We start from the raw sequence: 24,164 nt of genomic DNA on the forward strand, positions 1-24,164 counted from the left end.
CCCCTCTCCCCCTCTCCCCCAGGAACGAGACATGCGCAGACTGCTGAACCGGCACCCCCGGGCCGCCGCCCTCGTGGCCGCGGTCATGAGCGGCGTCGTACTGACCGCACTCCCCGCCTCGGCCGCCCCCGGCGGGCCGGGCGTCGGCGACCCGTACTTCCCCGACGACGGCAACCCCGGCTACGACGTGTCCCACTACGACGTCCGGATCGCCTACGACCCGGCGCGCCCGGACCGTCTGGACGGCGTCACCACCGTCACCGCCCGCGCCCTGGACGGCCTGGACCGCTTCGGCCTGGACCTCAAGGGGTTCACCGTGGCGTCGGTCGAGGTGAACGGCACCCCGGCGAAGTCCTTCTCCCGGTCCGGTGCCCATGAACTGGTCGTCACCCCGGCCCGCCCGGTCGCGAAGGGCTCGACGTTCGCGGTACGGGTGACGTACGCGGGCAGGCCCGACCCGGAGGGCTGGCACACCCTGCGGAACGGCGGCGCGTACGTCGCCGGCGAACCGCACTCGGCGACCTCCTGGTACCCCGCCAACGACCACCCGTCCGACAAGGCCACCTTCTCCCTGACCGCGACCGTGCCCGAGGGCTGGACGGCCGTCGGCAACGGCCTGCCGGGGCCGGTCACCGCCGGCGACGGCCGAAGGACCTTCCGCTGGTCCGAGGACCGGCCGATGGCCACGTACCTGAGCACGGTCGCCGTCGACAGGTTCACCGTCCACCGCGGACGGACGGCCGCCGGGACACCGGTGATCACCGCATACAGTCCGGACGCCGTCATCGACCCGGCGGCGGAGGCCGAACAGACGGACATCCTGGACTTCCTGGCCACGAAGTTCGGCCCGTACCCCTTCTCCTCGGCGGGCGCCCTCGTCGTCGGCGCCACGAAGGAACCCACCGACGCCCCCCTCGCCCTGGAGACGCAGACCCGCCCCACGTACGGCGGCGGCATGCTCTTCGACGCCTCGGTGGTCCACGAGAACGCCCATCAGTGGTTCGGCGACAGCGTCTCGTTCAAGGACTGGCGGGACGGCTGCGTCGCGGAGTGCTTCGCCCAGTACGCCGGGCAGTTGTGGGAGGAGCACAAGGGCGCCGACCTCGACGAGGACTACTACCGGTCCGAGGTCGGGGCGAGCGCCGGCGACCCGTCGTTCTGGTCCGTCCGGCTCTACGACCCGGGCCCGGGAAGGGAGTTGGACCCCGCGCTGTACTCCAAGGGTTCGCTGATGCTGCACGCCCTGCGGCGCACGGTGGGTGACAGGGCGTTCTTCGGGACGCTCAGGACCTGGACCCGTGTCCACGCCCACGGCAACGCCTCGTTCCGGCAGTTCGAGGCGCTGGCCGCGAAGGTCTCGGGCAAGGACCTCAAGGGCTTCTTCGCGGCCTGGGTGGACGGCACGGTCGTCCCGCCGCGGAAGTACCTCTACCCCGGCTCCCTGGGCACTCCGGGGCGGTGAACGGGCGAGCGGGGCGCGGGGGTGTCCCCCCGCGCCCCGCTGCTCGCGCGTCCTCAGCCCCCGTTCACCAGCTGTTCGAGGGCGATGTTGAGCCGGAGGACGTTGACCCTCGGCTCCCCCACGAAGCCGAGGATCCGGCCGTCGGTGTGCTGCTCGACGAGCTTCTCCACCCGTTCGACGGGCAGGTGGTTGCGCTCTGCCACCCGGCGCACCTGGAGCCGTGCGTACTGCGGGGAGATGTCCGGGTCGAGGCCCGAGCCCGAGGAGGTGACGGCGTCGGCCGGCACGTCGGCGGGGCTGACCGGGTGGCCGGGTACGGAGTTGTCCTTGACGACGGCGGCCTTGGCGGCGGTGACCTGGTCGACGAGTTCCTCGCTGTCGCCGGAGCGGTTGGTCGCGCCGGAGAGGATCAGTTCGTACCGGGTGTTGACGCTGTTGGTGCCCAGGCCGTTGGAGGGGCGCGGCTGGAACCACTTGAGGTCGGGGGCCGCGGTCTCCTGTCCCTTCTTCAGCGGCAGGTCGTAACGCTGGCCGATGAGTTCGGAGCCGACGACCTCGCCGTTCGCGGTGATCTCGGAGCCGTTGGCCCTGTCGGGGAAGACGCCCTGGGCGACGCCCGTCACGGCGAGCGGGTAGAGCACGCCGCAGACGACGGTGAGGACGAGCAGGGCGCGCAGCCCGGCCCACAGCAACCGGGCGGTGTTCGCTACGGAGTTGTTCATGGCAGGTCAGCCGATTCCTCAGTTCAGTTCAGCCCGGGTACGAGCGAGATGATCATGTCGATGATCTTGATCCCGATGAACGGGGCGACCAGGCCGCCGAGTCCGTAGATCCCCAGGTTGCGCCGGAGCATCGAGTCGGCGCCGCTGGGCCGGTAGCGCACGCCCTTCAGGGCGAGCGGCACCAGGGCGACGATGATCAGCGCGTTGAAGATCACCGCCGAGAGGATCGCGGACTGGGGCGAGGACAGCTGCATGATGTTGAGCTTGTCCAGGCCCGGGTACACCACGGCGAACATCGCGGGGATGATCGCGAAGTACTTCGCGACGTCGTTGGCGATGGAGAAGGTCGTCAGCGCGCCCCGGGTGATGAGCAGTTGCTTGCCGATCTCGACGATCTCGATCAGTTTGGTGGGGTTGGAGTCCAGGTCCACCATGTTCCCGGCCTCCTTGGCGGCCGAGGTACCGGTGTTCATGGCCACCCCGACGTCCGCCTGGGCGAGCGCGGGGGCGTCGTTGGTGCCGTCGCCGGTCATGGCGACGAGCTTGCCGCCCGCCTGTTCGCGCTTGATGAGCGCCATCTTGTCCTCGGGCGTGGCCTCGGCGAGGAAGTCGTCGACACCGGCCTCCTCGGCGATGGCCTTGGCGGTCAGCGGGTTGTCACCCGTGATCATGACCGTCCTGATGCCCATCCGGCGCAGCTCGGCGAATCGTTCCCGCATGCCCTCCTTGACGACGTCCTTGAGGTGGATGACGCCGAGGACCCGGGCGCCGTGCCCGTCCTCCACGGCCACCAGCAGCGGTGTGCCGCCCGCTGCGGAGATCGTGTCGGTGAGCGCCTGTGCCTCCCGCGTGACGGTGCCGCCGCGTTCCCCGACCCAGGCGACGACCGAGCCGGTCGCCCCCTTGCGGACCCGGCGTCCCTCCACGTCGACGCCGGACATCCGGGTCTGGGCGGTGAAGGCCACCCACTCGGCGCCGGACAGTTCGCCCCGGTGGCGTTCGCGCAGCCCGTACTTCTCCTTGGCGAGCACGACGATCGAGCGCCCCTCCGGCGTCTCGTCGGCGAGCGACGACAGCTGGGCGGCGTCGGCCAGTTCGGCCGCGGTCGTGCCCTTGACGGGTACGAACTCGGCGGCCTGCCGGTTGCCGAGCGTGATGGTGCCGGTCTTGTCGAGCAGCAGCGTCGACACGTCCCCGGCGGCCTCGACGGCACGCCCCGACATGGCGAGGACGTTGCGCTGGACGAGGCGGTCCATGCCGGCGATGCCGATGGCGGAGAGCAGTGCGCCGATGGTGGTCGGGATCAGGCAGACCAGCAGCGCGGTCAGCACGATCATCGACTGTTCCTGCCCGGCGTACACCGCGAAGGGCTGGAGGGTGACGACGGCGAGCAGGAAGACGACGGTGAGGGACGCGAGAAGGATGTTCAGCGCGATCTCGTTGGGCGTCTTCTGCCGGGCGGCGCCCTCGACCAGGGCGATCATCCGGTCGATGAAGGTCTCGCCGGGCTTGGTGGTGATCTTGACGACGATGCGGTCGGAGAGCACCTTCGTGCCCCCGGTGACGGCGCTGCGGTCGCCGCCGGACTCCCGGATGACGGGGGCGGACTCGCCGGTGATCGCGGACTCGTCCACGCTCGCGACGCCCTCGACGACGTCTCCGTCGCCGGGGATGATGTCACCGGCCTCGCAGACCACCTGGTCACCGACGCGCAGCTCGGTGCCGGGCACCCGCTCCTCGTTCCCGCCGGTCAGCCGCCGTGCGACGGTGTCGGTCTTGGCCCTGCGCAGCGTGTCGGCCTGCGCCTTGCCGCGTCCCTCGGCGACCGCCTCCGCCAGGTTGGCGAAGATCGTGGTCAGCCACAGCCAGGCCGCGATCGCCCAGCCGAACCACTCCCCCGGCTCCAGGCACGCCAGCACGGTCGTGAACACCGAACCGACCAGCACCACGAACATCACCGGGGACTTGGCCATCACCCGGGGGTCGAGCTTGCGCACGGCGTCGGGCAGGGACCGGACCAGCTGCGCGGGGTCGAACAGGCCCCCGCCGACGCGTCCTTCGCCCCGCTGCTCCGCGGGCGCGTCCCGGTGCGGTGCCCGGGTGGGGGTGACGGTGGACACCGGGTCCTCCTGTTCCGTACGAGTGGTCATGACGCCAGCCCTTCGGCGAGCGGTCCCAGCGCGAGCGCCGGGAAGTAGGTGAGACCGGTGATGATCAGGATCGTGCCGGCCAGCAGACCGCTGAACAGCGGCCGGTGCGTGCCCAGGGTTCCCGTGGTGACCGGTACCGGCTTCTGCTCGGCGAGCGAGCCGGCCAGCGCGAGGACGAACACCATCGGCAGGAACCGGCCGAGCAGCATCGCGAGGCCGATCGTGGTGTTGAACCACTGCGTGTCCGCGTTCAGTCCGGCGAACGCGGAACCGTTGTTGTTCGCGCCCGAGGTGTAGGCGTAGAGCACCTCGGAGAACCCGTGCGCGCCGGAGTTCAGCATCGAGTGGGGCGGGGTGGGCAGCGCCATCGCCGCGGCTGTGAAGCAGAGCACCAGCGCCGGGGTGATCAGGATGTAGCAGGCGGCGAGCTTGATCTCGCGGGTGCCGATCTTCTTGCCGAGGTACTCGGGCGTGCGACCGACCATCAGTCCGGCGATGAACACGGCGATGACCGCCATGACGAGCATGCCGTAGAGGCCGGAGCCGACCCCGCCGGGCGCGATCTCGCCCAGCTGCATCCCGAGCATGGTGATGCCGCCGCCGAGGCCGGTGTACGAGGAGTGGAAGGAGTTCACCGCGCCGGTGGAGGTGAGCGTGGTGGCCACGGCGAAGATGGACGAGCCGGCGATTCCGAACCGGGTCTCCTTGCCCTCCATCGCCCCGCCCGCGATGTCGAACGCGGGGCCGTGGTGGGCGTATTCGGTCCACATCATCAGGGCGGTGAAGCCCAGCCAGATGGTGGCCATGGTGCCGAGGATCGCGTAGCCCTGCTTGAGCGAGCCGACCATCCGGCCGAAAGTGCGGGTCAGCGCGAAGGGGATGACCAGGATCAGGAAGATCTCGAAGAGGTTGGACAGGCCGTTGGGGTTCTCGAACGGGTGGGACGAGTTGGCGTTGAAGTAGCCGCCGCCGTTCGTGCCCAGTTCCTTGATGACCTCCTGGGAGGCCACCGCGCCGCCGTTCCACTGCTGCGGACCGCCGGTGAACTGACCGACCTCGTGGATGCCGGAGAAGTTCTGGATCACGCCGCAGGCGACGAGCACCAGGGCGCCGACCACGGCGATCGGCAGCAGGATCCGCACGGTGCCGCGCACCAGGTCGGCCCAGAAGTTGCCGAGTTCACCGGTGCGGGATCCGGCGAAGCCCCGTACCAGGGCCACCGCGACGGCTATGCCGACGGCGGCCGAGACGAAGTTCTGCACGGCCAGGCCACCGGTCTGCACGACGTGGCCCATGGCCTGTTCGCCGTAGTACGACTGCCAGTTGGTGTTCGCGACGAACGACGCCGCCGTGTTGAACGCCTGGTCCGGGTCGATCGAGACGAAGCCGAGCGAGCCGGGCAGACTGCCCTGGAGCCGCTGGAGCAGGTACAGGAAGAGGACGCTCACCACGGAGAAGGCGAGCACACCCCGCAGATACGCGGGCCAGCGCATCCGGGTGTTCGGATCGACGCCGACGACCCGGTAGATCCACTTCTCGACGCGGAGGTGCTTCTCCGAGGAGTAGACGCGGGCCATGTGGTCGCCGAGCGGGCGGTACGCCAGTCCCAGCGCCACGACGAGCGCGAGGACCTGGAGCACACCGGCGAGGACGGGGCTCATATCGTGCTCAGAACCTCTCCGGGTACAGAAGGGCGAGGACGAGGTAGCCCAGCAGGGCGACGGCCACGACGAGGCCGACGACGTTTTCGACGGTCACAGCCTGGCCACCCCCTTGGCGACCAGAGCCACCAGCGCGAACACCGCGATCGTGGTGACGACGAAGGCCACATCGGCCATCGTGTGCTCCTAGATGAGGTACGGATTTCTCGGACCTCTTGAGCAAACCTCCCGCCACAGCCGTCCTGGCCTGCGTTGATGGCTTCCTTACGGGGAACGGCGGGCCTTTGACGGCGCGCATACGTGGCCGATACGCGCCCCATACGCGCGCCTCCCGCGCGCCGCCGGACCCCGCTCCCGGACGCGAAACGGCCGGTGGGCCGCACCCCCTCGGAAGGGGATGCGGCCCACCGGCCGAAGCCGTGCCGGGCGGTTGCCCGGCCCTGCTCAGCGCACCTCGGTGATCTCGGGGCCGCGCTGGAGCCGGCCCATGTCACCGGAGAACCTGGAGTTCTCCTGGTCCTCCTGCTGGACGCCCTCGGGCACCATCTGGGCGTCGTTGGGCAGCTTGAGGACGATCGGGTCGCGCGGCGCCATCGGGCCCTCGCCACGGACGACCACGGTGTCCCGGAAGATCGTCTCCAGCAGCCCGGCGGCCTCCGGCTGGACGGCGCCCTGGCCGGAGATCACTCCGCGCAGGAACCAACGGGGTCCGTCGACGCCGACGAACCGCACCAGCTGCACGCCGTTCGTGCCGTCCGGGAGCTGCACGGGCACCTGGGCACGCAGCTCCCAGCCCAGCGGACCCTCGACCTCGTCGATGATCCCGCCCTGCTGGGTGATGCCGGTGGCGATCTCCTCACGGACCTCGCCCCAGATGCCCTCCTTCTTGGGGGCGGCGAAGGCCTGCAGCTGAATGGCGCTGTCGCGCAGCACCACGGTCGCGGCGACGATCGCGTCACCGGCCACCTCGACGCGCAGCTCCATGCCCTCGACGCCGGGCACGAAGACGCCGCCCAGGTCGACCCGGCCCTCGCCGGGCTGGGAGACCTCGGAGATGTCCCACGGCCCGTCCGGCCGCGGTGCCGGCGGGAGATTCACCCGCCGCGGGCCGCTGTCGGCCCCGTCCGCTTCATCGAGCTCGTCGACGACCTGCTCGGCCCCGCGCGCTTCGTCCGCCACGTCCTCGGCGGAACCACTCTTCTTGCGACGTCCGAACACGTCACTGTCCTTCCCGGTCGGGTACGACCGAAGCGTAGCTGTTCCCGCCCTGGGTGATCCCGTCCCCGACACCATCGACATCACCGGAAGCATGTCCTCCGGTCGATCCGAAGCCTCCGGCGCCGCGAGCCGAGCCGGGAAGCTCCGTCACCTCGTGGAAGCGCACCTTCTCGACCTGCTGGACAACCAGTTGGGCAATCCGGTCGAACCGGTCGAACCGCACGGGCTCGCGCGGGTCGAGATTGATGACGATCACCCTGATCTCTCCACGGTACCCGGCATCAACCGTCCCCGGGGCATTCACCAGGGCGACTCCGCAGCGGGCCGCGAGGCCGGAGCGCGGGTGCACGAACGCGGCGTACCCGTCGGGCAGCGCGATCGCCACGCCGGTGGGCAGCACCGCCCGCTCGCCGGGAGCGAGTTCGACGGCCTCGGTGGTCACCAGATCGACCCCGGCGTCGCCCGGATGCCCGTAGGCCGGAATCGGCACCTCCGGGTCGATCCGGCGGATCAGTACGTCCACGGGGCGGCGCATCAGGGGTTCACCTCGAACGCACGGGCGCGCTTGACCTGGTCGGGGTCGGCCATCGCGGCCCGGATCTCCGCCGGGCGGCCGTTCTCGATGAAGTGGTCGACCTTGACCTCGATGAAGAGGGCCTCGGCCCGGACCGCCACGGGCCCGTCCGGGCCGCCGATCCGGCCGGTCGCCCGCGAGTAGATCTTCCGGCCGTGCACCGCGACGACCTCGGCGTCGAGGTGCAGCACGGTGTCCACCGGGACCGGGCTCACGAAGTCGGTCTCCAGCCGTCCGGTCACGGCGATCACCCTGAGCAGCCAGTTCAGCGAGCCGAGCGTCTCGTCCAGCGCGGTGGCCAGGATGCCGCCGTGCGCCAGGCCCGGGGCGCCCTGGTGGGCGGCCTGCACGGTGAACTCGGCGGTGACGCGGACGCCGTCACCGGCCCGGGTCTGGAGGTGCAGCCCGTGCGGCTGCCCCTCCCCACAACCGAAACAGTGTTCGTAGTGCGCGCCGAGGAGTTCGCCCGGGGCCGGGGCTTCGGGGTGCCGGACCGGTTTCACCGCGTCGGCCGGGGGCTTCAGGGCCTCAGATGTTCCACTCACAGGCGCTGACCTTACCCGCGCGGCTACTCGCGGGTCGCACCGTGCCAAGCTTGGGCCCATGCAGCCTTCCACGCCGCCCTTCGACGAACGACTGACCGCGCCCCGCTCCTGGTGGCTCATCGCCTTCCTGGTCGGCATCGCCTGCGCCCTGATGCTGCTGCCGCTGGGCACCGTGCCGCTGCTGGCCGGTCTGGTGGGCGGCACGGCCCTGGCTGCGGTCGCGGTCAGCTCCTACGGCTCGGCCAGGGTCCGGGTGGTGGGGGGCGTCCTGGTGGCGGGCGACGCGCGGATCCCGGTGACGGCGCTCGGCGAGGCCGAGGTGCTGGAGGGGGAGGAGGCGCGCGCGTGGCGCTCGTACAAGGCGGACACCCGCGCGTTCATGCTGCTGCGCAGCTACATCCCGACGGCGGTCCGGATCGAGGTCACCGATCCGCAGGACCCGACTCCGTACGTCTATCTGTCCACCCGTGAGCCGCAGGCCCTGGTGGCGGCGCTCACGGCCGTACGGGCGTAGCCGCCGGGCCGGAACCCGCCGGGTCCCTCCGGGGCCCGGTCGCGGCCGCCGCACGCCCTTCCCGGCGCGCCAGGGCCGGCCCCGCGGGCCCTCAGCCCTCCAGCTCGCCCCGGATCACCTCGTGCGGGTCCTCCGGCTGCTCCAGTGGGGGCAGTGCCGGCAGCCGGTCCCAGGGGACCTGGCGCTCGCGCAGGTCCTTCCTGACCCGCTCGGCGAGCTTTCTGGTGTCGCGCCGGTTCATCATCGCGCCGACGGCGGCGCCGATCATGAAGGGCATCAGGTTGGGCAGGTCGCGCACCATGCGTTTCATGATCTGCTGGCGCAGCTCGCGCTTCATCTGACCGCCCAGCGCCGCGTTCACCGTCGTGGGGCGGCTGACGTCGATGCCGCGCTCCTCCGTCCAGGAGGTGAGGTAGGCGCCGGAACGCTGGACGAGCCCGCCCGGCGGACGCAGCCCGTAGACCTCGTGCAGCTCGGCGACGAGCTTCATCTCTATCGCGGCCACCCCGGTGATCTCCGCCGTCAGCTCGGCGAGCATGACGGGCGGTACGGGCATCATGGCCGCCGCGCCGATACCGGCGCCGACGGCAGCGGTGCCCTTGCTCGCGCCCGCGATGAGCCGGTCCGCGAGCTCCTCCGGCCCCAGGCCGGGGAACTGCCTGCGCAGGGTGGCGAGATCGCGCACGGGGACGCGGGGAGCGGTCTCGATGATCAGGTCGGCGATACGGCCGATCGCCGCCTTGGCGCTCTCCCCGCTCCTGCGCACACCCCGTTTCACCGAATTCAGACGGCCTGCCCCGGTCACGGGCTCCGTCCTGCCGATCCGTTCGACCCCTTCGGCCGGGCCGGCTCCTTCGATCGCCGGGACCGCCGGGGCCGCTTCGAGCGAGGCCGGCCGGCCTCGCCCGTCGTCCCACCCGTCCGGGGAGTGCGGCAGGGCGGACCGCTCGGCGGGCGCTGTCGCGCCCTGTGCCGGGCCTGTGCCGCCCTGATGCGTCTCCGACGACCTCTTGCGCCGCAAGCGTCGTTTCCGGAAGGGTGTGTCGCCTGCCACGGTCGGCGCGACCTAGTCGCAGTCGCGGCAGATCGGCTGGCCGTTCTTCTCGCGCGCGAGCTGGCTCCTGTGGTGCACGAGGAAGCAGCTCATGCAGGTGAACTCGTCGGCCTGCTTGGGCAGGACCCTGACGGCGAGCTCCTCGTTGGACAGGTCCGCGCCGGGCAGCTCCAGTCCTTCGGCCGCGTCGAACTCGTCTACGTCGACGGCGGAGGCGGTCTTGTCGCTCCGGCGAGCCTTGAGTTCCTCCAGGCTGTCCTGATCGACGTCGTCGTCGGTCTTGCGTGGGGTGTCGTAATCCGTTGCCATGTCGCTCTCCCCCTCTGGGTGTCTGCGGTGTCTCAGCGCTCGTAACGCGTGAGAGGCCGGACTTGTGCCCGACCCGAGGCGGAGATTTTGCCTCACATCAAGGTCTGTTACTCAATCGACACCCAAAAGGACCGCTCGGGAGCGATCGGCTTGGGTGGCGATGGGGACCGTACACGGTCCCCGTGTCGTGCTCCACGGGCGCCACCCCGTGTACTTCCCGTGACATCAAGCCCCGGAAACCCCGACTTTTACGGGTTTTCAGGCATGGTTCCTGATCACGCAGCGTTGACGGGCAGAAATTCGTTTCTGTGATCGATCACACACGGCACTCCCGGGAGCGGGTCCCGGAAATTCCGCTCAAAGCGAACAAACTGCTTCGTCCACGGATCGGTCCGACCTGCCGGTCAGACCGGCAGTGAGACACGCATCACAAGCCCGCCGCCCTCACGGGGCTCCGCGATGATACGGCCGCCGTGGGCGCGCGCCACGGACCTCGCGATCGACAGGCCGAGCCCCACCCCCTTGTCGCTGCCCGTCCGCTCCGTACGCAGCCGTCTGAAGGGCTCGAAGAGGTTGTCGATCTCGTACGCGGGCACCACGGGACCTGTGTTCGAGACCGTCAGCAGGGCCTGCCCGCTCCACAGCTCGGTGGTGACCTCCACCCAGCCGCCCTCGGGGACGTTGTAGCGCACGGCGTTCTGCACGAGGTTCAGCGCGATCCGCTCCAGCAGGACGCCGTTGCCCTGGACGACGGCCGGGGCCCGCTCGCCGCGGATCTCCACCCCCCGGTCCTCGGCCTCGCCCCGCGCCTGGTCGATCGCGCGCGAGGCCACCTCGGCGAGGTCGACCGGCTTGCGCTCGACGATCTGGTTGTCGCTGCGGGCCAGCAGCAGCAGCCCCTCCACGAGCTGCTCGCTGCGTTCGTTGGTGGCCAGCAGCGTCTTGCCCAGCTGTTTCAGCTCCGGTGGGGCCTGGGGGTCGGAGAGGTGGACCTCCAGCAGCGTGCGGTTGATCGCGAGCGGGGTGCGCAGCTCGTGCGAGGCGTTCCCGACGAACCGCTGCTGGGCCGTGAAGGCCCGCTCCAGCCGGTCGAGCATCTCGTCGAAGGTGTCGGCGAGCTCCTTCAGCTCGTCGTCCGGGCCGTCGAGCTCGATCCGGCGGGACAGATCGGTTCCGGCCACCTGGCGGGCGGTCCGGGTGATCCGACCCAGCGGGGAGAGCACCCGGCCGGCCATGGCGTAGCCGAAGGCGAAGGCGATGACGCTGAGGCCGACCAGGGCCAGCAGCGAGCGGTTCAGGAGGGTGTCCAGCGCCTGCTGGCGCTGGTGGTTGACGCACGAGTTCATCGCCGCGTTGAAGGCATCCGGGGACGCCTTCTCGGGCAGGTTGCAGATCTTGCTGGTCACCTGGCCGTTGACGATCTCGAACGGCAGCTCGCTGCCCACGTGCAGGGCCTGCGCGGCCAGCATGTAGATGATCGAGAGCAGCAGGATGCCCGCGATCAGGAACATGCCGCCGTAGAGCAGCGTGAGCCGTATCCGGATGGTCGGGCGCAGCCAGTAGGGCGGCTCCTGCGGTTTGGGCTCCCAGGTGGGCTTCGGAGGCGCCGTCGGCGGCGCGGGGACGGGGGGCACGGGCGATCAGATCCGGTAACCGGAACCGGGCACGGTGACGATCACCGGTGGCTCGCCGAGCTTGCGTCGCAGCGTCATGACCGTGACCCGGACGACGTTGGTGAACGGGTCGGTGTTCTCGTCCCAGGCCTTCTCCAGCAGCTGCTCGGCCGAGACGACGGCGCCCTCGCTGCGCATCAGGACCTCCAGCACGGCGAACTCCTTCGGCGCGAGCTGGATCTCCGCGTCGTTGCGGAAGACCTCGCGCCGGTTGGGGTCGAGCTTGATGCCGGCGCGCTCCAGGACGGGCGGCAGCGCCACCGTCGTACGCCTGCCCAGGGCCCTGACCCGGGCCGTGAGCTCGGTGAAGGCGAACGGCTTGGGCAGGTAGTCGTCGGCCCCCAGCTCCAGGCCCTCGACCCGGTCGCTGACGTCCCCGGAGGCCGTGAGCATCAGTACCCGGGTGGGGATGCCGAGCTCGACGACCCGACGGCAGACGTCGTCGCCGTGCACCAGGGGGAGGTCCCGGTCCAGCACCACGACGTCGTAGTCGTTGACCTCGATGCGCTCCAGGGCCGCGGCACCGTCGTACACGACATCGACGGCCATGGCCTCCCGGCGCAGTCCGGTGGCCACCGCATCGGCGAGCAGCTGCTCGTCCTCCACGACGAGTACGCGCACGGCGCTGTCCTTCCTAGGAAAACTCAGTGAGTGTCGAAGCGAACACGGTCCGCGACACGGACTGCGATCGGCACGGTTCCGTGCGGCTCCATCCTGCCCGCAACGCGCATAAACCGGCGGTAAGGCGACTCCGACCGGTCCGGGCCCCAGGGGAATTCACCGGATTTTCGGGCCAGTTGAGGTTTCCCTGAGCTTTGGCCCGGGGAGGACGCATTCACACCCGCGATCGCGCCTTGAATGTGGCGTGCCACAGGCCACTCCGTCCCCGGAGAGCGCGTGATCACCCGCCCTACCGCCTGCGCGCGGAGGGAAACCCGGGCACACCCCCGTGCCACCGACCCACGATGAGGGGGCGCATTATGGACGCTTTCACCGCAGGTCTGCTGCAACGCATCAGGACCACCGAGTCCGACCTCACCCGAGCCCGCGAGACGGGCGACGACTTCCTCGCGGACGTCGAGCAGAGCGAGCTGGACGACCTGCACCGCCTCGCCGCCGAACACGGCGTGGAGATCGGCGCCACGAGCGCCTGAGCAGCGCGTGAGGAGGGCCCCCGACGCCGTCGGGGGCCCTCCTCACGCGTCCGGAGCCCTTCAGTCGTGCCAGGCCCCGTACTCCTCCAGGAGGGCCTGCAGCGGCTCGAAGACGCCGGGGGACGCGGCGATCGCCAGGTCGCCGTCGGCGGGCAGCCCGGGGCGGCCCCCGGTGAGTGCCCCCGCCTCCCTGGCGATGAGGTCGCCCGCGGCCAGGTCCCAGGGGTGCAGACCGCGCTCGTAGTAGCCGTCGAGCCGGCCCGCCGCCACGTCGCAGAGGTCCACGGCGGCCGAGCCGCCGCGCCGGATGTCGCGCAGCTGCGGGATCAGCCTCCCGGCCACGTCCGCCTGGTGGGCGCGGACGTGGCCGACGTAGTTGAACCCGGTCGAGACGAGCGCCTGGTCGAGCGGCGGCGCGGGGCGGTGGCGCAGCGCGGTGTCCCCGCCGTGCGCGTCGCCGCGTACGTACGCCCCGCCGCCGAGGACCGCGTGGTAGGTCTCGCGGCGCATCGGGACCTCCACCACGCCCACGATCCGCTCGCCGTCGCGTTCGGCGGCGATGGAGACGGCCCAGGTCGGCAGCCCGTACAGGTAGTTCACGGTGCCGTCGAGCGGGTCGACGACCCAGCGGATCCCGCTGCTGCCCTCCGTGCCGCCCCCCTCCTCGCCGAGGAGGCCGTCCTGCGGGCGGTGCCCGGTGAGGAAGTCGACGATCAGCTTCTCGGCGGCGATGTCCATCTCGGTGACGACATCGATCGGGCTGGACTTGGTCGCGGCCACGCCCAGGTCGGCCGGGCGGCCGTCGCGGAGCAGCGCGCCCGCGCGGCGGGCGGCCTCCAGGGCGAGGTCGAGCAGTTCGGTCGGGTTCCGGTCGGTCACGGCGCTCCCAAGGTCGTGGGCGTACGGCGGTCTCTCGGTGCGGCGGGCGGTGGGGCGGCGTCCCGGGCCCCACCGCCGGCCGGACTCACGCGTAGGGGCTGTCCACGCCCGCCGCGGCGGGCCTGGGCGCCCTGGCCGGGCAGCAGCCGACCGGGCACAGGTCGTGTCCGGGGCCGAGCGCGCCCAGGGCGCAGCGCTCCGGTGCCTGTCCCCGCTCGGTGGCGGCCCGTTCCAGCACCAGGTCGCGCACCGCCGCGGCGAACCGGGGGTCGGCGCCCACGGTCGCGGACCGGCGCACCGGCAGGCCCAGCTCGGCGGCCTTCGCGGCGGCCTCCGTGTCGAGGTCGTAGAGCACTTCCATGTGGTCGGAGACGAAGCCGATGGGGGCCATCACCGCGGCGGGCACCCCGTCCGCGTGCAGCGTCTCCAGGTGGTCGCAGATGTCGGGTTCCAGCCACGGGATGTGCGGGGCGCCGCTGCGCGACTGGTAGACGAGCTTCCAGGGGTGATCGACGCCGGTCTCCTCGCGTACCGCGTCGACGATCAGCCGGGCGACGTCGAGATGCTCGGCCACGTAGGCGCCGCCACCCTCGCCGTGCGCGTCCGCGGGGCCGGAGGTGTCGGCCGCGGAGGTGGGGATGGAGTGCGTGGTGAAGGCGAGGTGCGCACCGGCCCGCACGTCCTCGGGGAGGTCTGCCAGGGCGGCGAGGACGCCGTCCACCATGGGGGCCACGAACCCGGGGTGGTTGAAGTAGTGCCGGAGCTTGTCGACCCGCGGCACGGGCAGTCCCTCGGTCTCCAGGGCGGCCAGTGACTCGGCGAGGTTCTCCCGGTACTGCCGGCAACCGGAGTAGGAGGCGTAGGCGCTGGTGGCGAGGACGGCGACGCGGCGGTGCCCGTCCCGGACCATCTCGCGCAGGGTGTCGGTGAGGTACGGCGCCCAGTTGCGGTTGCCCCAGTACACCGGCAGGTCCAGGCCGTGCTCGGCGAAGTCCTCGCGCAGGGCGTCCAGCAGGGCCCGGTTCTGGGCGTTGATCGGGCTGACGCCGCCGAACAGGAAGTAGTGCTTGCCGACTTCCTTCAGCCGCTCCTCGGGGATACCCCGGCCACGGGTCACGTTCGCCAGGAACGGGACCACGTCGTCCGGGCCTTCGGGGCCGCCGAAGGAGAGCAGCAGCAGGGCGTCGTAGGGAGCGGGATCGCGCAGATCGGACATGGCATCGATCCTGCCACCCGCCCCGGACCGCGCTCCCACCGACATCGTTCCCGGGCACCCGCCCACACCCCGGACCTGAAGGTTCCGGTTACCCCCCTCGCCCCGCTGCCCGCCCCGGGCGAGGCCGTAGGCTGTATCGGCCACATACCTGCATGACGGGCGCGGACGGCCGCGCTGTTCCGGAGTCCCCCTTGCCCAGTCCCTATCGCGCGATATTCGCCGCCCCCGGCACCAAGGCGTTCTCGGCGGCCGGATTCCTCGGCCGGATGCCGCTGTCCATGATGGGCATCGGGGTGGTCACCATGATCTCCCAGCTCACCGGCCGTTACGGGCTCGCGGGCGCGCTCTCCGCGACGCTGGCGATGTCCGCGGCGGTGATCGGGCCGCAGATCTCCCGGCTCGTCGACCGGCACGGCCAGCGGCGCGTCCTGCGCCCCGCCACCCTCGTCGCGCTGGCGGCGGTGGCCGGGCTCCTGGTCTGCGCGCAGCAGCGGCTGCCGGACTGGACGCTCTTCGTCTTCGCGGCGGGCGCGGGCTGCGTGCCCAGCGTGGGCTCGATGGTCCGGGCCCGCTGGGCGGAGATCCACCGGGGGTCGGCACAGTTGCACACCGCGTACGCGTGGGAGTCGATCGTCGACGAGGTGTGCTTCATCTTCGGGCCGATCATCTCGATCGGTCTGTCCACCGCCTGGTTCCCGGAGGCGGGACCGCTCCTGGCGGCCGGGTTCCTGCTGGTCGGCGTCTTCTGGCTGACCGCCCAGCAGGCCACCGAACCGGCCCCGCACCCGCGTGCCGCGCACACCGGCGGCTCCGCGATGCGTTCCCGGGGCCTCCAGGTCCTCGTGGTGACGTTCGTGGCCACCGGCGCGATCTTCGGGGCGGTCGACGTGGTCACGGTGGCCTTCGCCGAGGAGCGGGGCCACAAGGCCGCGGCGAGCCTCGTGCTGGCCGTGTACGCCCTGGGTTCATGCCTGGCCGGGGCGGTCTTCGGGCTGCTCCGGCTGAAGGGGAGCGCGTCCACCAGGTGGCTGGTGGGCGTGTGCGCGATGGCCGTGAGTATGATCCCCCTCCAACTGGCCGGGAACCTGCCGTTCCTGGCCGTGGCGCTCTTTGTCGCGGGCCTCGCCATCGCACCGACGATGGTCACCACCATGGCCCTCGTCGAGCAGCACGTACCGCGCACCGAACTGACCGAGGGCATGACCTGGACCAGCACCGGGCTCGCCGTCGGTGTGGCGCTCGGCTCCTCGGCCGCCGGCTGGGTGGTCGACGCGTCGGGTGCCGAGGCGGGGTACGTGGTGCCCGTCGTGTCGGGAGCGCTCGCGGCCGCGGTGGCGTTCCTGGGGTATCGCCGGCTCAGCGGGCCGGTCCTCACGGAAGGTCGCGCGGAACATGATCGAGACCGACGACGCACGGACGACGACGAACGCGTGGCGTAACTGGGCGGGGAACGTCAGCGCCCGGCCGTCCCGGACCGTGTCCCCCGCCTCCGTCCCCGAGCTCGCCGAGGTGCTGCGCCGGGCCTCCGAGGACGGGCTGCGGGTGAAGCCGGTCGGCACCGGGCACTCCTTCACCGCGACGGCGGCCACCGACGGCGTGCTGATCCGTCCGGACCTGCTCGGCGGCATCCGGGAGATCGACCGCGAGGCGATGACGGTGACCGTCGCGGCCGGCACCCCGCTGAAGCGGCTCAACGCCGCCCTGGCCCGCGAGGGCCTCTCGCTCACCAACATGGGCGACATCATGGAGCAGACGGTCGCCGGCGCCACCTCGACCGGTACCCACGGCACCGGCCGCGACTCGGCGTCCATATCCGCGCAGATCCGCGCGCTCGAACTGGTCACGGCCGACGGCACCGTGCTGACCTGCTCGGAGACGGAGAACGCCGACGTCTTCGCCGTCGCCCGGATCGGGCTCGGCGCCCTGGGGGTCGTCACGGCGATCACCTTCGCCGTGGAGCCGATCTTCCTGCTGACCGCCCGCGAGGAGCCGATGGGCTTCGACCGGGTCATGAGCGACTTCGACGAGCTGGTCGCCGAGAACGAGCACTTCGAGTTCTACTGGTTCCCGCACACCGGCAACTGCAACACCAAGCGCAACAACCGCAGCGCGGGCCCCGCCGCCCCGCCCGGAAAGGTCAGCGGCTGGATCGAGGACGAGCTGCTCTCCAACGGGATCTTCCAGGTGGCCTGTTCGCTCGGCCGGGCGGTGCCCGCCACCATCCCGTCGATCGCCAAGCTCTCCAGCCGCGCCCTGTCGGCCCGTACGTACACCGACATCCCGTACAAGGTCTTCACCAGCCCGCGCCGGGTGCGCTTCGTGGAGATGGAGTACGCGGTGCCGCGCGAGGCCGCCGTGGAGGCGCTGCGCGAGGTCAGGGCGATGATCGAGCGGTCGCCGCTGCGAATCAGCTTCCCGGTGGAGATCCGCACCGCCCCCGCGGACGACATCGCGCTCTCCACGGCCTCGGGCCGCGAGAGCGCGTACATCGCCGTCCACCTCTACAAGGGCACGCCCTACCAGGCGTACTTCACTGCGGTCGAGCGGATCATGACCGCCCACGAGGGCCGTCCGCACTGGGGCAAGGTCAACACCCGTGACGCCGAGTACCTGGCCGGGGTGTACCCCCGGTTCGGCGAGTTCGCCGCCGTGCGCGACCGGCTGGACCCGGGCCGCCTCTTCGGCAACGACTACCTGCGCCGGGTCCTGGGCGACTGAGCGCCCGCCGGAAGGTCTCCGGGGCCGGTCACTGACCGGCCTCCGTGCCGGCGGCGCCCCGGTCGCCCTGCGCCGGGGCGCCGTCCGTGCCCGCGGGCGCGGGGTCGGTGGGTGCCCCGCCGTCGCCGGACGCCGCCGGGGAGGGAGTGGCCTCCGGGGCCGGGCTCGTGCGGTCTCCGGTGTCGCCGGACGGTGTGGAACCGGTCGTCGGAGCGGTGGACGGGCCGCCGCCCCGGCCGGTCTCCGGGGTTCCGCTCCGGCCGTCCTGCGGGGTCGTGCCGGGCGTCGCCGTGCCGTCGCCCCGTTCCGTCGTCCGCTCCCGGCCGGGGCCGGTGTCCGTCGACGGTGCCGGGTCGTCCGTGCCGGAGCTCCGTTCCCCGCCGCGCACGACGGAGCCGACGGTCGTGCCCTTGCCGCCGCTCAGGTCTCCGCCGGAGAGCAGCTCGTAGGCGGTGATCCCGGTCATCGTCAGGGCGAAGACCACGACCGCGCCGAGTGCCGACCGCTTCCAGCCGCGGACCCTGGTGCCGTGGGTGGTGGCCTCGGAGAACTCCTCGTCCACCGCCGGGCGGCCGGTGGCGGGCGCCCCGGAACCGCCGTGCACCGGCAGCATCCGGGTGCGCTCCGCGTCCCCGGCGACGTTGCGCAGGAGCATCGTGCCGTCCGTGTCGTGCGGGGCCGCCGCACCGTCCGCACCGCGCAGCGGCATCGTCTCGTCCGCTGCGCGCGGCCCGGTCGCGGCGTCCACGGCGCGCATCACCGCGGTGGCGTCCACGGCACCGTGCGGAGCCCCGTCCGACGACCCGCGCGCCCCCTTCGGGGCACGCCCGACGACCGACTCGCGCGCATGCACGGACACTTCGCGGTCCGGATGCTTCACCTGGACGGTGACCTCGCGGATCTGCTCTCCCGTACGGCGGAAGAAGTGCTGGAAGACCGAGCCTCCGCAGGTGGCCACGACGCTCATCACGCCGGCACCGAGAACCGTTCCGTACACGCCCAGCTGAGAGGCCGCCACCGCCGCCGCGACCGCCGCCACGGCACTGCCCGCCACCTGCGGGACGCTCAGATCTATGCGCCTTTCCTTGGGTTCCGTGTCGCTTTCCGGCTTCTGCACCATTCCCAGCCCTTGATTGACATCTCTCCCACCATGCAACAAGAAGGGACATTTGAGCGAAGTCGATAGTTCCGGTTCCGGGGATTGTGTGAAGGAGGACACGCCCGGGGAGTAACCCGCGCACGGAGGGGTGACCCAACTCCCCCCTCCGGCGAGAACTTGGGCGGCGCGGCGCTCCACCCTCATGGCCCGAATGGAGTACTGTTGCGAGCCCTGGGGCAGGATTCCCTCACGGGTGTCCGGGATCTTCGGGAGGGGGCCGAAGGAGGCACTCGATCCGGCGGCGCCACGGCATCGCACGGGGACTGGCCACACGAAGTGACCGATGGTCACTTTCTGTTGCAGAATGGGTCACCGTGTCATACCGGCGATCAAGGGCTCACGCCCGACACGCCGGGTACCACGGCAATGTTGTGGCAGGCTGCAGCCGGGCAGGCCACACTCGACTAGCGGAAGCAGCGACGCACGTGACGTCGGCAGGCACCACCCGGGAGGTCCCCATGCCCGAACTGCGTGTCGTGGCCGTCTCCAACGACGGCACACGACTGGTGCTCAAGGCTGCTGACAGCACGGAGTACACGCTTCCGATCGACGAGCGGCTGCGGGCCGCCGTGCGCAACGACCGCGCGCGCCTCGGCCAGATCGAGATCGAGGTGGAGAGCCACCTCCGTCCCCGCGACATCCAGGCCCGGATACGAGCCGGCGCCTCCGCGGAGGAGGTCGCCCAGTTCGCCGGCATTCCGGTCGATCGTGTCCGCCGCTTCGAGGGCCCCGTGCTCGCGGAGCGCGCCTTCATGGCCGAGCGGGCCCGGAAGACCCCCGTGCGCCGTCCCGGCGAGAACACCGGCCCCCAGCTCGGCGAGGCGGTGCAGGAGCGGCTGCTGCTGCGCGGCGCCGACAAGGAGACCGTCCAGTGGGACTCCTGGCGCCGGGACGACGGCACCTGGGAGGTCCTCCTGGTCTACCGGGTCGCGGGCGAGCCGCACTCGGCGAGCTGGACGTACGACCCGCCCCGCCGTCTGGTCCAGGCCGTGGACGACGAGGCGCGTTCGCTGATCGGCGAGACCGACGACGTCGCCGCGCCCGAACCGAGCTTCCCGTTCGTGCCCCGGATCGCCCGGCTGCCGCGCGACCGGCCGCTGGACCGTGCCCTGGACCGCCAGATCGAACGCCCCACGGCCCCGGCGCCCGCACCCGAGCCCGAGGAACACGTCGCGGGCATCTCCGCCAGTGAACGCGATTCGCTGACCAGCCTGCTGGAGGCGGTGCCCAGCTTCCGCGGCGACATGGTGGTGCCGGAACGGCCCGCACCGCCCGAGCCGCCCGCGATCGAGCCCGCCGTGCAGGAGCCCGAGGCCGACGAGCCGCCGGCCGCCGCGGCCTCCGCAGGTGCCGGTTCCGCCTACGCCGATGTGCTGATGCCGCGGGCGGTGGCCGGTCACCGCGACCGGCTGACCGGGACGACGGACCGCCAGGCCGAGGCGGACGGTGTCCGTCCGGGCCGCCGGGCCGCCGTGCCGAGCTGGGACGAGATCGTCTTCGGCACCCGCCGGAAGAAGCAGGACTGAGCCGGGGTGACCACAGCGTGACGAGGGCCCGTACGCCGCTGCGTACGGGCCCTCGTGCCGTGCGCGTCTCCCGCGCCGTGCGATTACCGGGCCCGTTACCGGGCTCCCGGCGGCCCCGGTCGGCGCACGTTCCGTTACCGGGGCTCGGACCCCGTGGCGACCGGGCGGGACTCGTCGGCGGACCACTCGGACCAGGAGCCCGCGTACAGCGCCGCGGGGATCCCGGCGATGGCCAGGGCCAGCACCTCATGAGCGCCGGACACACCGGAACCGCAGTAGACACCGACCTCCGCCGCCCGGTCCGCGCCGAGCTCCCCGAACCGGGCGGCGAGCGCCTCCGGGGCCAGGAAACGGCCGTCGTCCCCGGTGTTCTCCGAGGTCGGGGCCGATACGGCGCCCGGGATGTGGCCGCCCACCCGGTCGATCGGCTCCACATCGCCCCGGTAGCGCTCGGCGGCCCGGGCGTCGAGCAGCAGCCCCGAGTCGGCCAGCGCCGCCGCCCCGTCCGCGTCCAGCAGCGGAAGCGCGCCGGGGACGGGCCGGAAGTCGCCCTCGGCCGGGGCCGGGGTCTCCTTCTGGAGTTCGCCCGGCCACGCGGCGAGCCCGCCGTCCAGGACCCGGACGTCGTCGTGCCCGGTCCAGCGCAGCAGCCACCAGGCCCGCGCCGCCGCCCAGCCCTGACCTCCGTCGTACACGACGACGGGGGTGTCCCCGAAGACCCCGGCCCGGCGCATCACCGCGCCGAACTCCGCCGGGTCGGGCAGCGGATGGCGGCCCCCACTGCCCGCCGGACCGGCCAGTTCCGCGTCCAGGTCGACGAAGACCGCGCCGGGGATGTGCCCGGCCTCGTAGTCGGGCCGGCCGTGCGGGCCGCCCAGCTGCCAACGTACGTCCAGGAGCACCGGCGGACGTGGCCCCGCCGACTCGCTCGCGTATTCGGATGCGGTGATGATGGGCTTCATGGAAGCCATCCTCGCTCAGGAGCCACCCCGCCCGTAGCACCTTCGAGGCGGCCGTACCGCGGCGAATCGATCCTCCTGGGCCGGGTTTCCTGGAATCCCGGTGAGTGCGGCGCGGCCGGACGCATCGCGCGCCGGGTGGTGCAACCATCTCCACGGGGCGTACACATCCCGTGCCGCATGACGGCGCGCGGGCCCCGTTCCCCCGTACGGCCACACAATGGTCCGAGGAGAGAATGACGATGACCGAGGCTGCCACCGCGCGTACGCCCGGAACGCCCTGCTGGGTGAGCCTGATCGTGCACGGGCTGAGCACGACCCGGAGCTTCTACGCCGATCTGTTCGGCTGGGAGTTCGTGCCGGGTCCGGACCAGCTGGGTCCGTACGTCCGCGCGCTGGTCGACGGGAAAGTGGTGGCGGGAATCGGGCAGTTGCCGCCGGAGCGGCACCTGCCCGTCGCCTGGACGACCTACCTGGCCACCGACGACGCGGACGCCACCGCGGAGACCATCCGGTCCTGCGGCGGCACCGTCGCCGTCGGACCGCTCGACGCGGGCGAGGCGGGCCGGATGGCCATCGCCTCCGACCCCGGCGGCGCGGTCTTCGGGATCTGGCAGGCGGCCGCGCACATCGGCACCGCACTCGCCGGGGCCCCCGGCACCCCCGTCTGGAACGAGCTGGTTACCCGCGAGACCTCGACGGTCTGCAAGTTCTACCAGACGGTCTTCGGCTACGAGGCCGAGGCGGTCGTCTCGGCCGACTTCGACTACCAGACCCTGTGCCTGGAGGGCCGCCCGGTGGCCTCGCTGCACGGCGTCGGGCACGCCCTGCCGCGCGACCGGGGGCCGCACTGGATGACGTACTTCGAGGTCCTCGACACCGACGAGGCGGCCCGGCGGGTGGTGGAGCTCGGCGGGTACGTCCTGCAGCCGCCCCGGGAGGGGGAGGGCGGACGGGTGGCGACCGTGGCGGATCCGGAGGGCGCGGCGTTCACGATCGTCCGGTCCGCCGCGGGCTGAGAGCCCGCCGGGCGGCATCCGGCCGGACGGCGGGCACGGTCTCAGCCGGTCCTGACCCGTTCGACGTGCCGGCGGGCGGGACCGGCCAGCCGGGCGTGCAGCTCGCCGAAGAGCTCGGCGGCCTCCGTCCCGCTCCATTCGGCCGGCAGCAGCTCGCGCGCGACACCGGGGTCGAGGTAGACGAGCCGGCGCCAGTCGGTGAGCACCCTGATGTACGTCGTGAACGCCTCGCGGTCCGTCACCGTCGCGCCGTTCGCGATCCGTTCGGCGAACGGGCGGTGCGCGTCGAGGAATTCGACGTACAGCCGCTGCAGCCGGGCGGTGTCCCACCAGGAACCGACCTTCTCCGCGAGCTCCTCGCCCCCGCCGGCCGGGAGGTGGTCGGCCCGGAAGAGGTCGGCGTACGAGCGCAGTCCGTGCCTGGCCAGCACGGCCTCGACCTCGTCGTGCACATGTCCCGGTGCGATCCACACCCCGGCGGAGACGGAGCCGAAACCGAGCCGGGTCAGCTGGGTGCGCAGGGTGTGCCGCCGGGCGCGTTCGGATTCGGGCACCGAGAAGACCACGAGCACCCAGCCCTCGGCCGGGGTGGCCCGCCGGGTCGCGAAGATGCGCGGATCGCCGTCGCGCAGCATCCGCTCGGTCCCGGGCGAGATCCGGTATCCGGCCGCTCCGGAGACCGTCCGGGCCTCCAGCAGTCCGACACGCTTCAGCCGGGAGACGGAGGAGCGCACGGTCGGTGCCTCGACGCCGAGGTCGGCGAGCAGCCGGATCAGCGAGGCCACCGACATCCAGCCACCGGTGTCGCGTGCGTACAGCCCGTAGACCGTCACGATCAGCTGTCTCGGCTGCACCTTGCCCGACGGGCCCGGCCCGGACTCGGCCTCTTTCCCGCTCACCGTGTTCACGGCGTCATCCTAAGCATCCGTGCCGGACGTCGGCGGGGGCGGTTCAGGCGGGGGTGACGGGCAGTACGTCCGGCGAGAGGGCGGCGGCGCGGGCGGTCGCGCTGGTGGTCCTGCGCTGGTGGTGGCGTCGGCACAGCACCTCGTAACCGACCTCGCCCGCCTGCTGGTTGACGTCCCCCACGACCACCTGGGCTCCTTCGACGACCATCTCGCCGCCGACCGTCCGCGCGTTGTGCGTGGCCCGCGCGCCGCACCAGCAGAGCGCCTCGACCTGGAGCGTCTCGACCCGGTCGGCCAGCTCGATCAGCCGCTGGGAACCGGGGAACAGCTTGGTCCGGAAGTCGGTGGTGATGCCGAACGCGAAGACGTCCAGGTCGAGGTCGTCGACGATACGGGCGAGCTGGTCGATCTGCTCGGGGGCCAGGAACTGCGCCTCGTCCACGATCACGTAGTCCGCCCGGCCGCCGCGGCTTATCCGGTCGACGAGATGGGCGAACAGGTTCATGCCCTCGTCGGCCTCGACGGCCTCGGTGACCAGCCCCAGGCGCGAGGAGAGCTTGCCCTCCCCCGCCCGGTCGTCGCGGGTGAAGATCACACCCTGCAGACCGCGTGCCGAACGGTTGTGGCCGATCTGGAGCGCCAGCGTGCTCTTTCCGCAGTCCATCGTTCCGGAGAAGAACACAAGCTCGGGCATGAGGAACTGAGCACCTTTCGGGCGGGGCGGAGCGGCGTGGGAACGACGGT

24 protein-coding genes are annotated in these 24,164 nt (G+C 71.8%); 7 read left to right on the forward strand and 17 right to left on the reverse strand.

All coding sequences use genetic code 11. The features are described 5' to 3' along the window. Nucleotides 1-31 precede the first annotated feature (31 nt). Entirely contained in the window at nt 32-1,462 is a 1,431-nt protein-coding gene (locus ABZZ04_RS17135) for a M1 family metallopeptidase (RefSeq protein WP_356933021.1), read from the forward strand. A gap of 53 nt (nt 1,463-1,515) precedes the next feature. On the opposite strand, the gene ABZZ04_RS17140 is transcribed toward ABZZ04_RS17135, so the two are convergent. From ABZZ04_RS17140 to ABZZ04_RS17170, 7 genes are all read right to left on the reverse strand, one after another. Then, nucleotides 1,516-2,184 (reverse strand): potassium-transporting ATPase subunit C, encoded by a 669-nt coding sequence (locus ABZZ04_RS17140; protein ID WP_356933022.1) that lies wholly within the window; start codon nt 2,182-2,184, stop codon nt 1,516-1,518. 23 nt (nt 2,185-2,207) lie between these two features. Next, nucleotides 2,208-4,334, reverse strand: a complete 2,127-nt coding sequence (kdpB, locus tag ABZZ04_RS17145) for a potassium-transporting ATPase subunit KdpB (protein ID WP_356933023.1) — start codon at nt 4,332-4,334, stop codon at nt 2,208-2,210. Next, complete coding sequence (gene kdpA / locus ABZZ04_RS17150; protein WP_356933024.1) at nt 4,331-5,995, reverse strand: potassium-transporting ATPase subunit KdpA; 1,665 nt, start codon at nt 5,993-5,995, stop codon at nt 4,331-4,333. Before kdpA ends, kdpB begins: the two co-directional genes overlap by 4 nt. Before the next feature lie 7 nt (nt 5,996-6,002). Continuing rightward, a complete protein-coding gene (gene kdpF, locus ABZZ04_RS17155) occupies nt 6,003-6,092 on the reverse strand; it encodes a K(+)-transporting ATPase subunit F (RefSeq protein WP_356933025.1) in 90 nt (29 codons plus the stop codon). 347 nt (nt 6,093-6,439) lie between these two features. Continuing rightward, nucleotides 6,440-7,213 (reverse strand): DUF3710 domain-containing protein, encoded by a 774-nt coding sequence (locus tag ABZZ04_RS17160; protein ID WP_356933026.1) that lies wholly within the window; start codon nt 7,211-7,213, stop codon nt 6,440-6,442. Nucleotide 7,214: 1 nt separating this feature from the next. Continuing rightward, nucleotides 7,215-7,748 carry a dUTP diphosphatase gene (dut, locus tag ABZZ04_RS17165; RefSeq protein WP_356933027.1) on the reverse strand — a complete coding sequence of 178 codons (534 nt, stop codon included), beginning with the start codon at nt 7,746-7,748 and terminating at the stop codon, nt 7,215-7,217. Continuing rightward, complete coding sequence (locus ABZZ04_RS17170) at nt 7,748-8,332, reverse strand: PaaI family thioesterase (protein WP_356933028.1); 585 nt, start codon at nt 8,330-8,332, stop codon at nt 7,748-7,750. The genes dut and ABZZ04_RS17170 overlap by 1 nt, the downstream gene beginning before the upstream one ends. A gap of 58 nt (nt 8,333-8,390) precedes the next feature. Here ABZZ04_RS17170 and ABZZ04_RS17175 point away from each other — a divergent pair, with 58 nt between their 5' ends. After that, entirely contained in the window at nt 8,391-8,846 is a 456-nt protein-coding gene (locus tag ABZZ04_RS17175; RefSeq protein WP_356933029.1) for a DUF3093 domain-containing protein, read from the forward strand. Nucleotides 8,847-8,937: 91 nt separating this feature from the next. On the opposite strand, the gene ABZZ04_RS17180 is transcribed toward ABZZ04_RS17175, so the two are convergent. From ABZZ04_RS17180 to ABZZ04_RS17195, 4 genes are all read right to left on the reverse strand, one after another. Then, nucleotides 8,938-9,900 carry a hypothetical protein gene (locus ABZZ04_RS17180; protein WP_356933030.1) on the reverse strand — a complete coding sequence of 321 codons (963 nt, stop codon included), beginning with the start codon at nt 9,898-9,900 and terminating at the stop codon, nt 8,938-8,940. Nucleotides 9,901-9,912: 12 nt separating this feature from the next. Further along, nucleotides 9,913-10,209: a DUF4193 domain-containing protein gene (locus ABZZ04_RS17185; RefSeq protein ID WP_003965732.1), complete on the reverse strand. Its 297-nt coding sequence runs from the start codon at nt 10,207-10,209 to the stop codon at nt 9,913-9,915. Nucleotides 10,210-10,613: 404 nt separating this feature from the next. Next, nucleotides 10,614-11,843, reverse strand: coding sequence for an ATP-binding protein (locus ABZZ04_RS17190; protein ID WP_356933031.1), 1,230 nt, complete (start codon nt 11,841-11,843; stop codon nt 10,614-10,616). A 6-nt stretch (nt 11,844-11,849) separates the two neighbouring features. Next, a complete protein-coding gene (locus tag ABZZ04_RS17195) occupies nt 11,850-12,503 on the reverse strand; it encodes a response regulator transcription factor (protein ID WP_356933032.1) in 654 nt (217 codons plus the stop codon). Nucleotides 12,504-12,862: 359 nt separating this feature from the next. On the opposite strand from ABZZ04_RS17195, the gene ABZZ04_RS17200 reads away from it, so the two are divergent. Then, on the forward strand, nt 12,863-13,036 hold the full coding sequence (locus ABZZ04_RS17200) for a hypothetical protein (RefSeq protein ID WP_187438873.1): 174 nt from the start codon (nt 12,863-12,865) through the stop codon (nt 13,034-13,036). 60 nt (nt 13,037-13,096) lie between these two features. On the opposite strand, the gene ABZZ04_RS17205 is transcribed toward ABZZ04_RS17200, so the two are convergent. Then, nucleotides 13,097-13,915: an inositol monophosphatase family protein gene (locus ABZZ04_RS17205; protein ID WP_356933033.1), complete on the reverse strand. Its 819-nt coding sequence runs from the start codon at nt 13,913-13,915 to the stop codon at nt 13,097-13,099. 85 nt (nt 13,916-14,000) lie between these two features. After that, complete coding sequence (locus ABZZ04_RS17210; RefSeq protein ID WP_356933034.1) at nt 14,001-15,131, reverse strand: ferrochelatase; 1,131 nt, start codon at nt 15,129-15,131, stop codon at nt 14,001-14,003. A gap of 191 nt (nt 15,132-15,322) precedes the next feature. Between ABZZ04_RS17210 and ABZZ04_RS17215 the strand changes: the two genes are divergently transcribed. Next, entirely contained in the window at nt 15,323-16,570 is a 1,248-nt protein-coding gene (locus ABZZ04_RS17215) for an MFS transporter (protein WP_356933035.1), read from the forward strand. Continuing rightward, nucleotides 16,524-17,849: a D-arabinono-1,4-lactone oxidase gene (locus ABZZ04_RS17220; protein ID WP_356933036.1), complete on the forward strand. Its 1,326-nt coding sequence runs from the start codon at nt 16,524-16,526 to the stop codon at nt 17,847-17,849. The genes ABZZ04_RS17215 and ABZZ04_RS17220 overlap by 47 nt, the downstream gene beginning before the upstream one ends. A 28-nt stretch (nt 17,850-17,877) precedes the next feature. Here the strand turns inward: ABZZ04_RS17220 and ABZZ04_RS17225 are convergent, their stop codons facing one another. Continuing rightward, nucleotides 17,878-18,969, reverse strand: a complete 1,092-nt coding sequence (locus ABZZ04_RS17225) for a hypothetical protein (RefSeq protein ID WP_356933037.1) — start codon at nt 18,967-18,969, stop codon at nt 17,878-17,880. A 497-nt stretch (nt 18,970-19,466) separates the two neighbouring features. Here ABZZ04_RS17225 and sepH point away from each other — a divergent pair, with 497 nt between their 5' ends. Beyond that, the gene (gene sepH, locus ABZZ04_RS17230; RefSeq protein ID WP_356933038.1) at nt 19,467-20,534 is read left to right on the forward strand and encodes a septation protein SepH; all 1,068 of its coding nucleotides are present in this window, start codon (nt 19,467-19,469) and stop codon (nt 20,532-20,534) included. 134 nt (nt 20,535-20,668) lie between these two features. Here the strand turns inward: sepH and ABZZ04_RS17235 are convergent, their stop codons facing one another. After that, nucleotides 20,669-21,496 (reverse strand): sulfurtransferase, encoded by an 828-nt coding sequence (locus ABZZ04_RS17235; RefSeq protein WP_356933039.1) that lies wholly within the window; start codon nt 21,494-21,496, stop codon nt 20,669-20,671. 239 nt (nt 21,497-21,735) lie between these two features. Here ABZZ04_RS17235 and ABZZ04_RS17240 point away from each other — a divergent pair, with 239 nt between their 5' ends. After that, complete coding sequence (locus tag ABZZ04_RS17240; RefSeq protein ID WP_356933040.1) at nt 21,736-22,512, forward strand: VOC family protein; 777 nt, start codon at nt 21,736-21,738, stop codon at nt 22,510-22,512. 41 nt (nt 22,513-22,553) lie between these two features. Here ABZZ04_RS17240 and ABZZ04_RS17245 read toward each other — a convergent pair whose 3' ends face one another. Both ABZZ04_RS17245 and ABZZ04_RS17250 read right to left on the reverse strand, forming a co-directional pair. Next, the gene (locus ABZZ04_RS17245) at nt 22,554-23,420 is read right to left on the reverse strand and encodes a PaaX family transcriptional regulator C-terminal domain-containing protein (protein WP_356933041.1); all 867 of its coding nucleotides are present in this window, start codon (nt 23,418-23,420) and stop codon (nt 22,554-22,556) included. 43 nt (nt 23,421-23,463) lie between these two features. After that, on the reverse strand, nt 23,464-24,114 hold the full coding sequence (locus ABZZ04_RS17250) for a thymidine kinase (protein WP_356933042.1): 651 nt from the start codon (nt 24,112-24,114) through the stop codon (nt 23,464-23,466). Nucleotides 24,115-24,164 lie beyond the last annotated feature (50 nt).

This window comes from Streptomyces sp. NPDC006435 (genome assembly GCF_040612315.1).
Classification (GTDB): Bacteria; Actinomycetota; Actinomycetes; order Streptomycetales; family Streptomycetaceae; genus Streptomyces.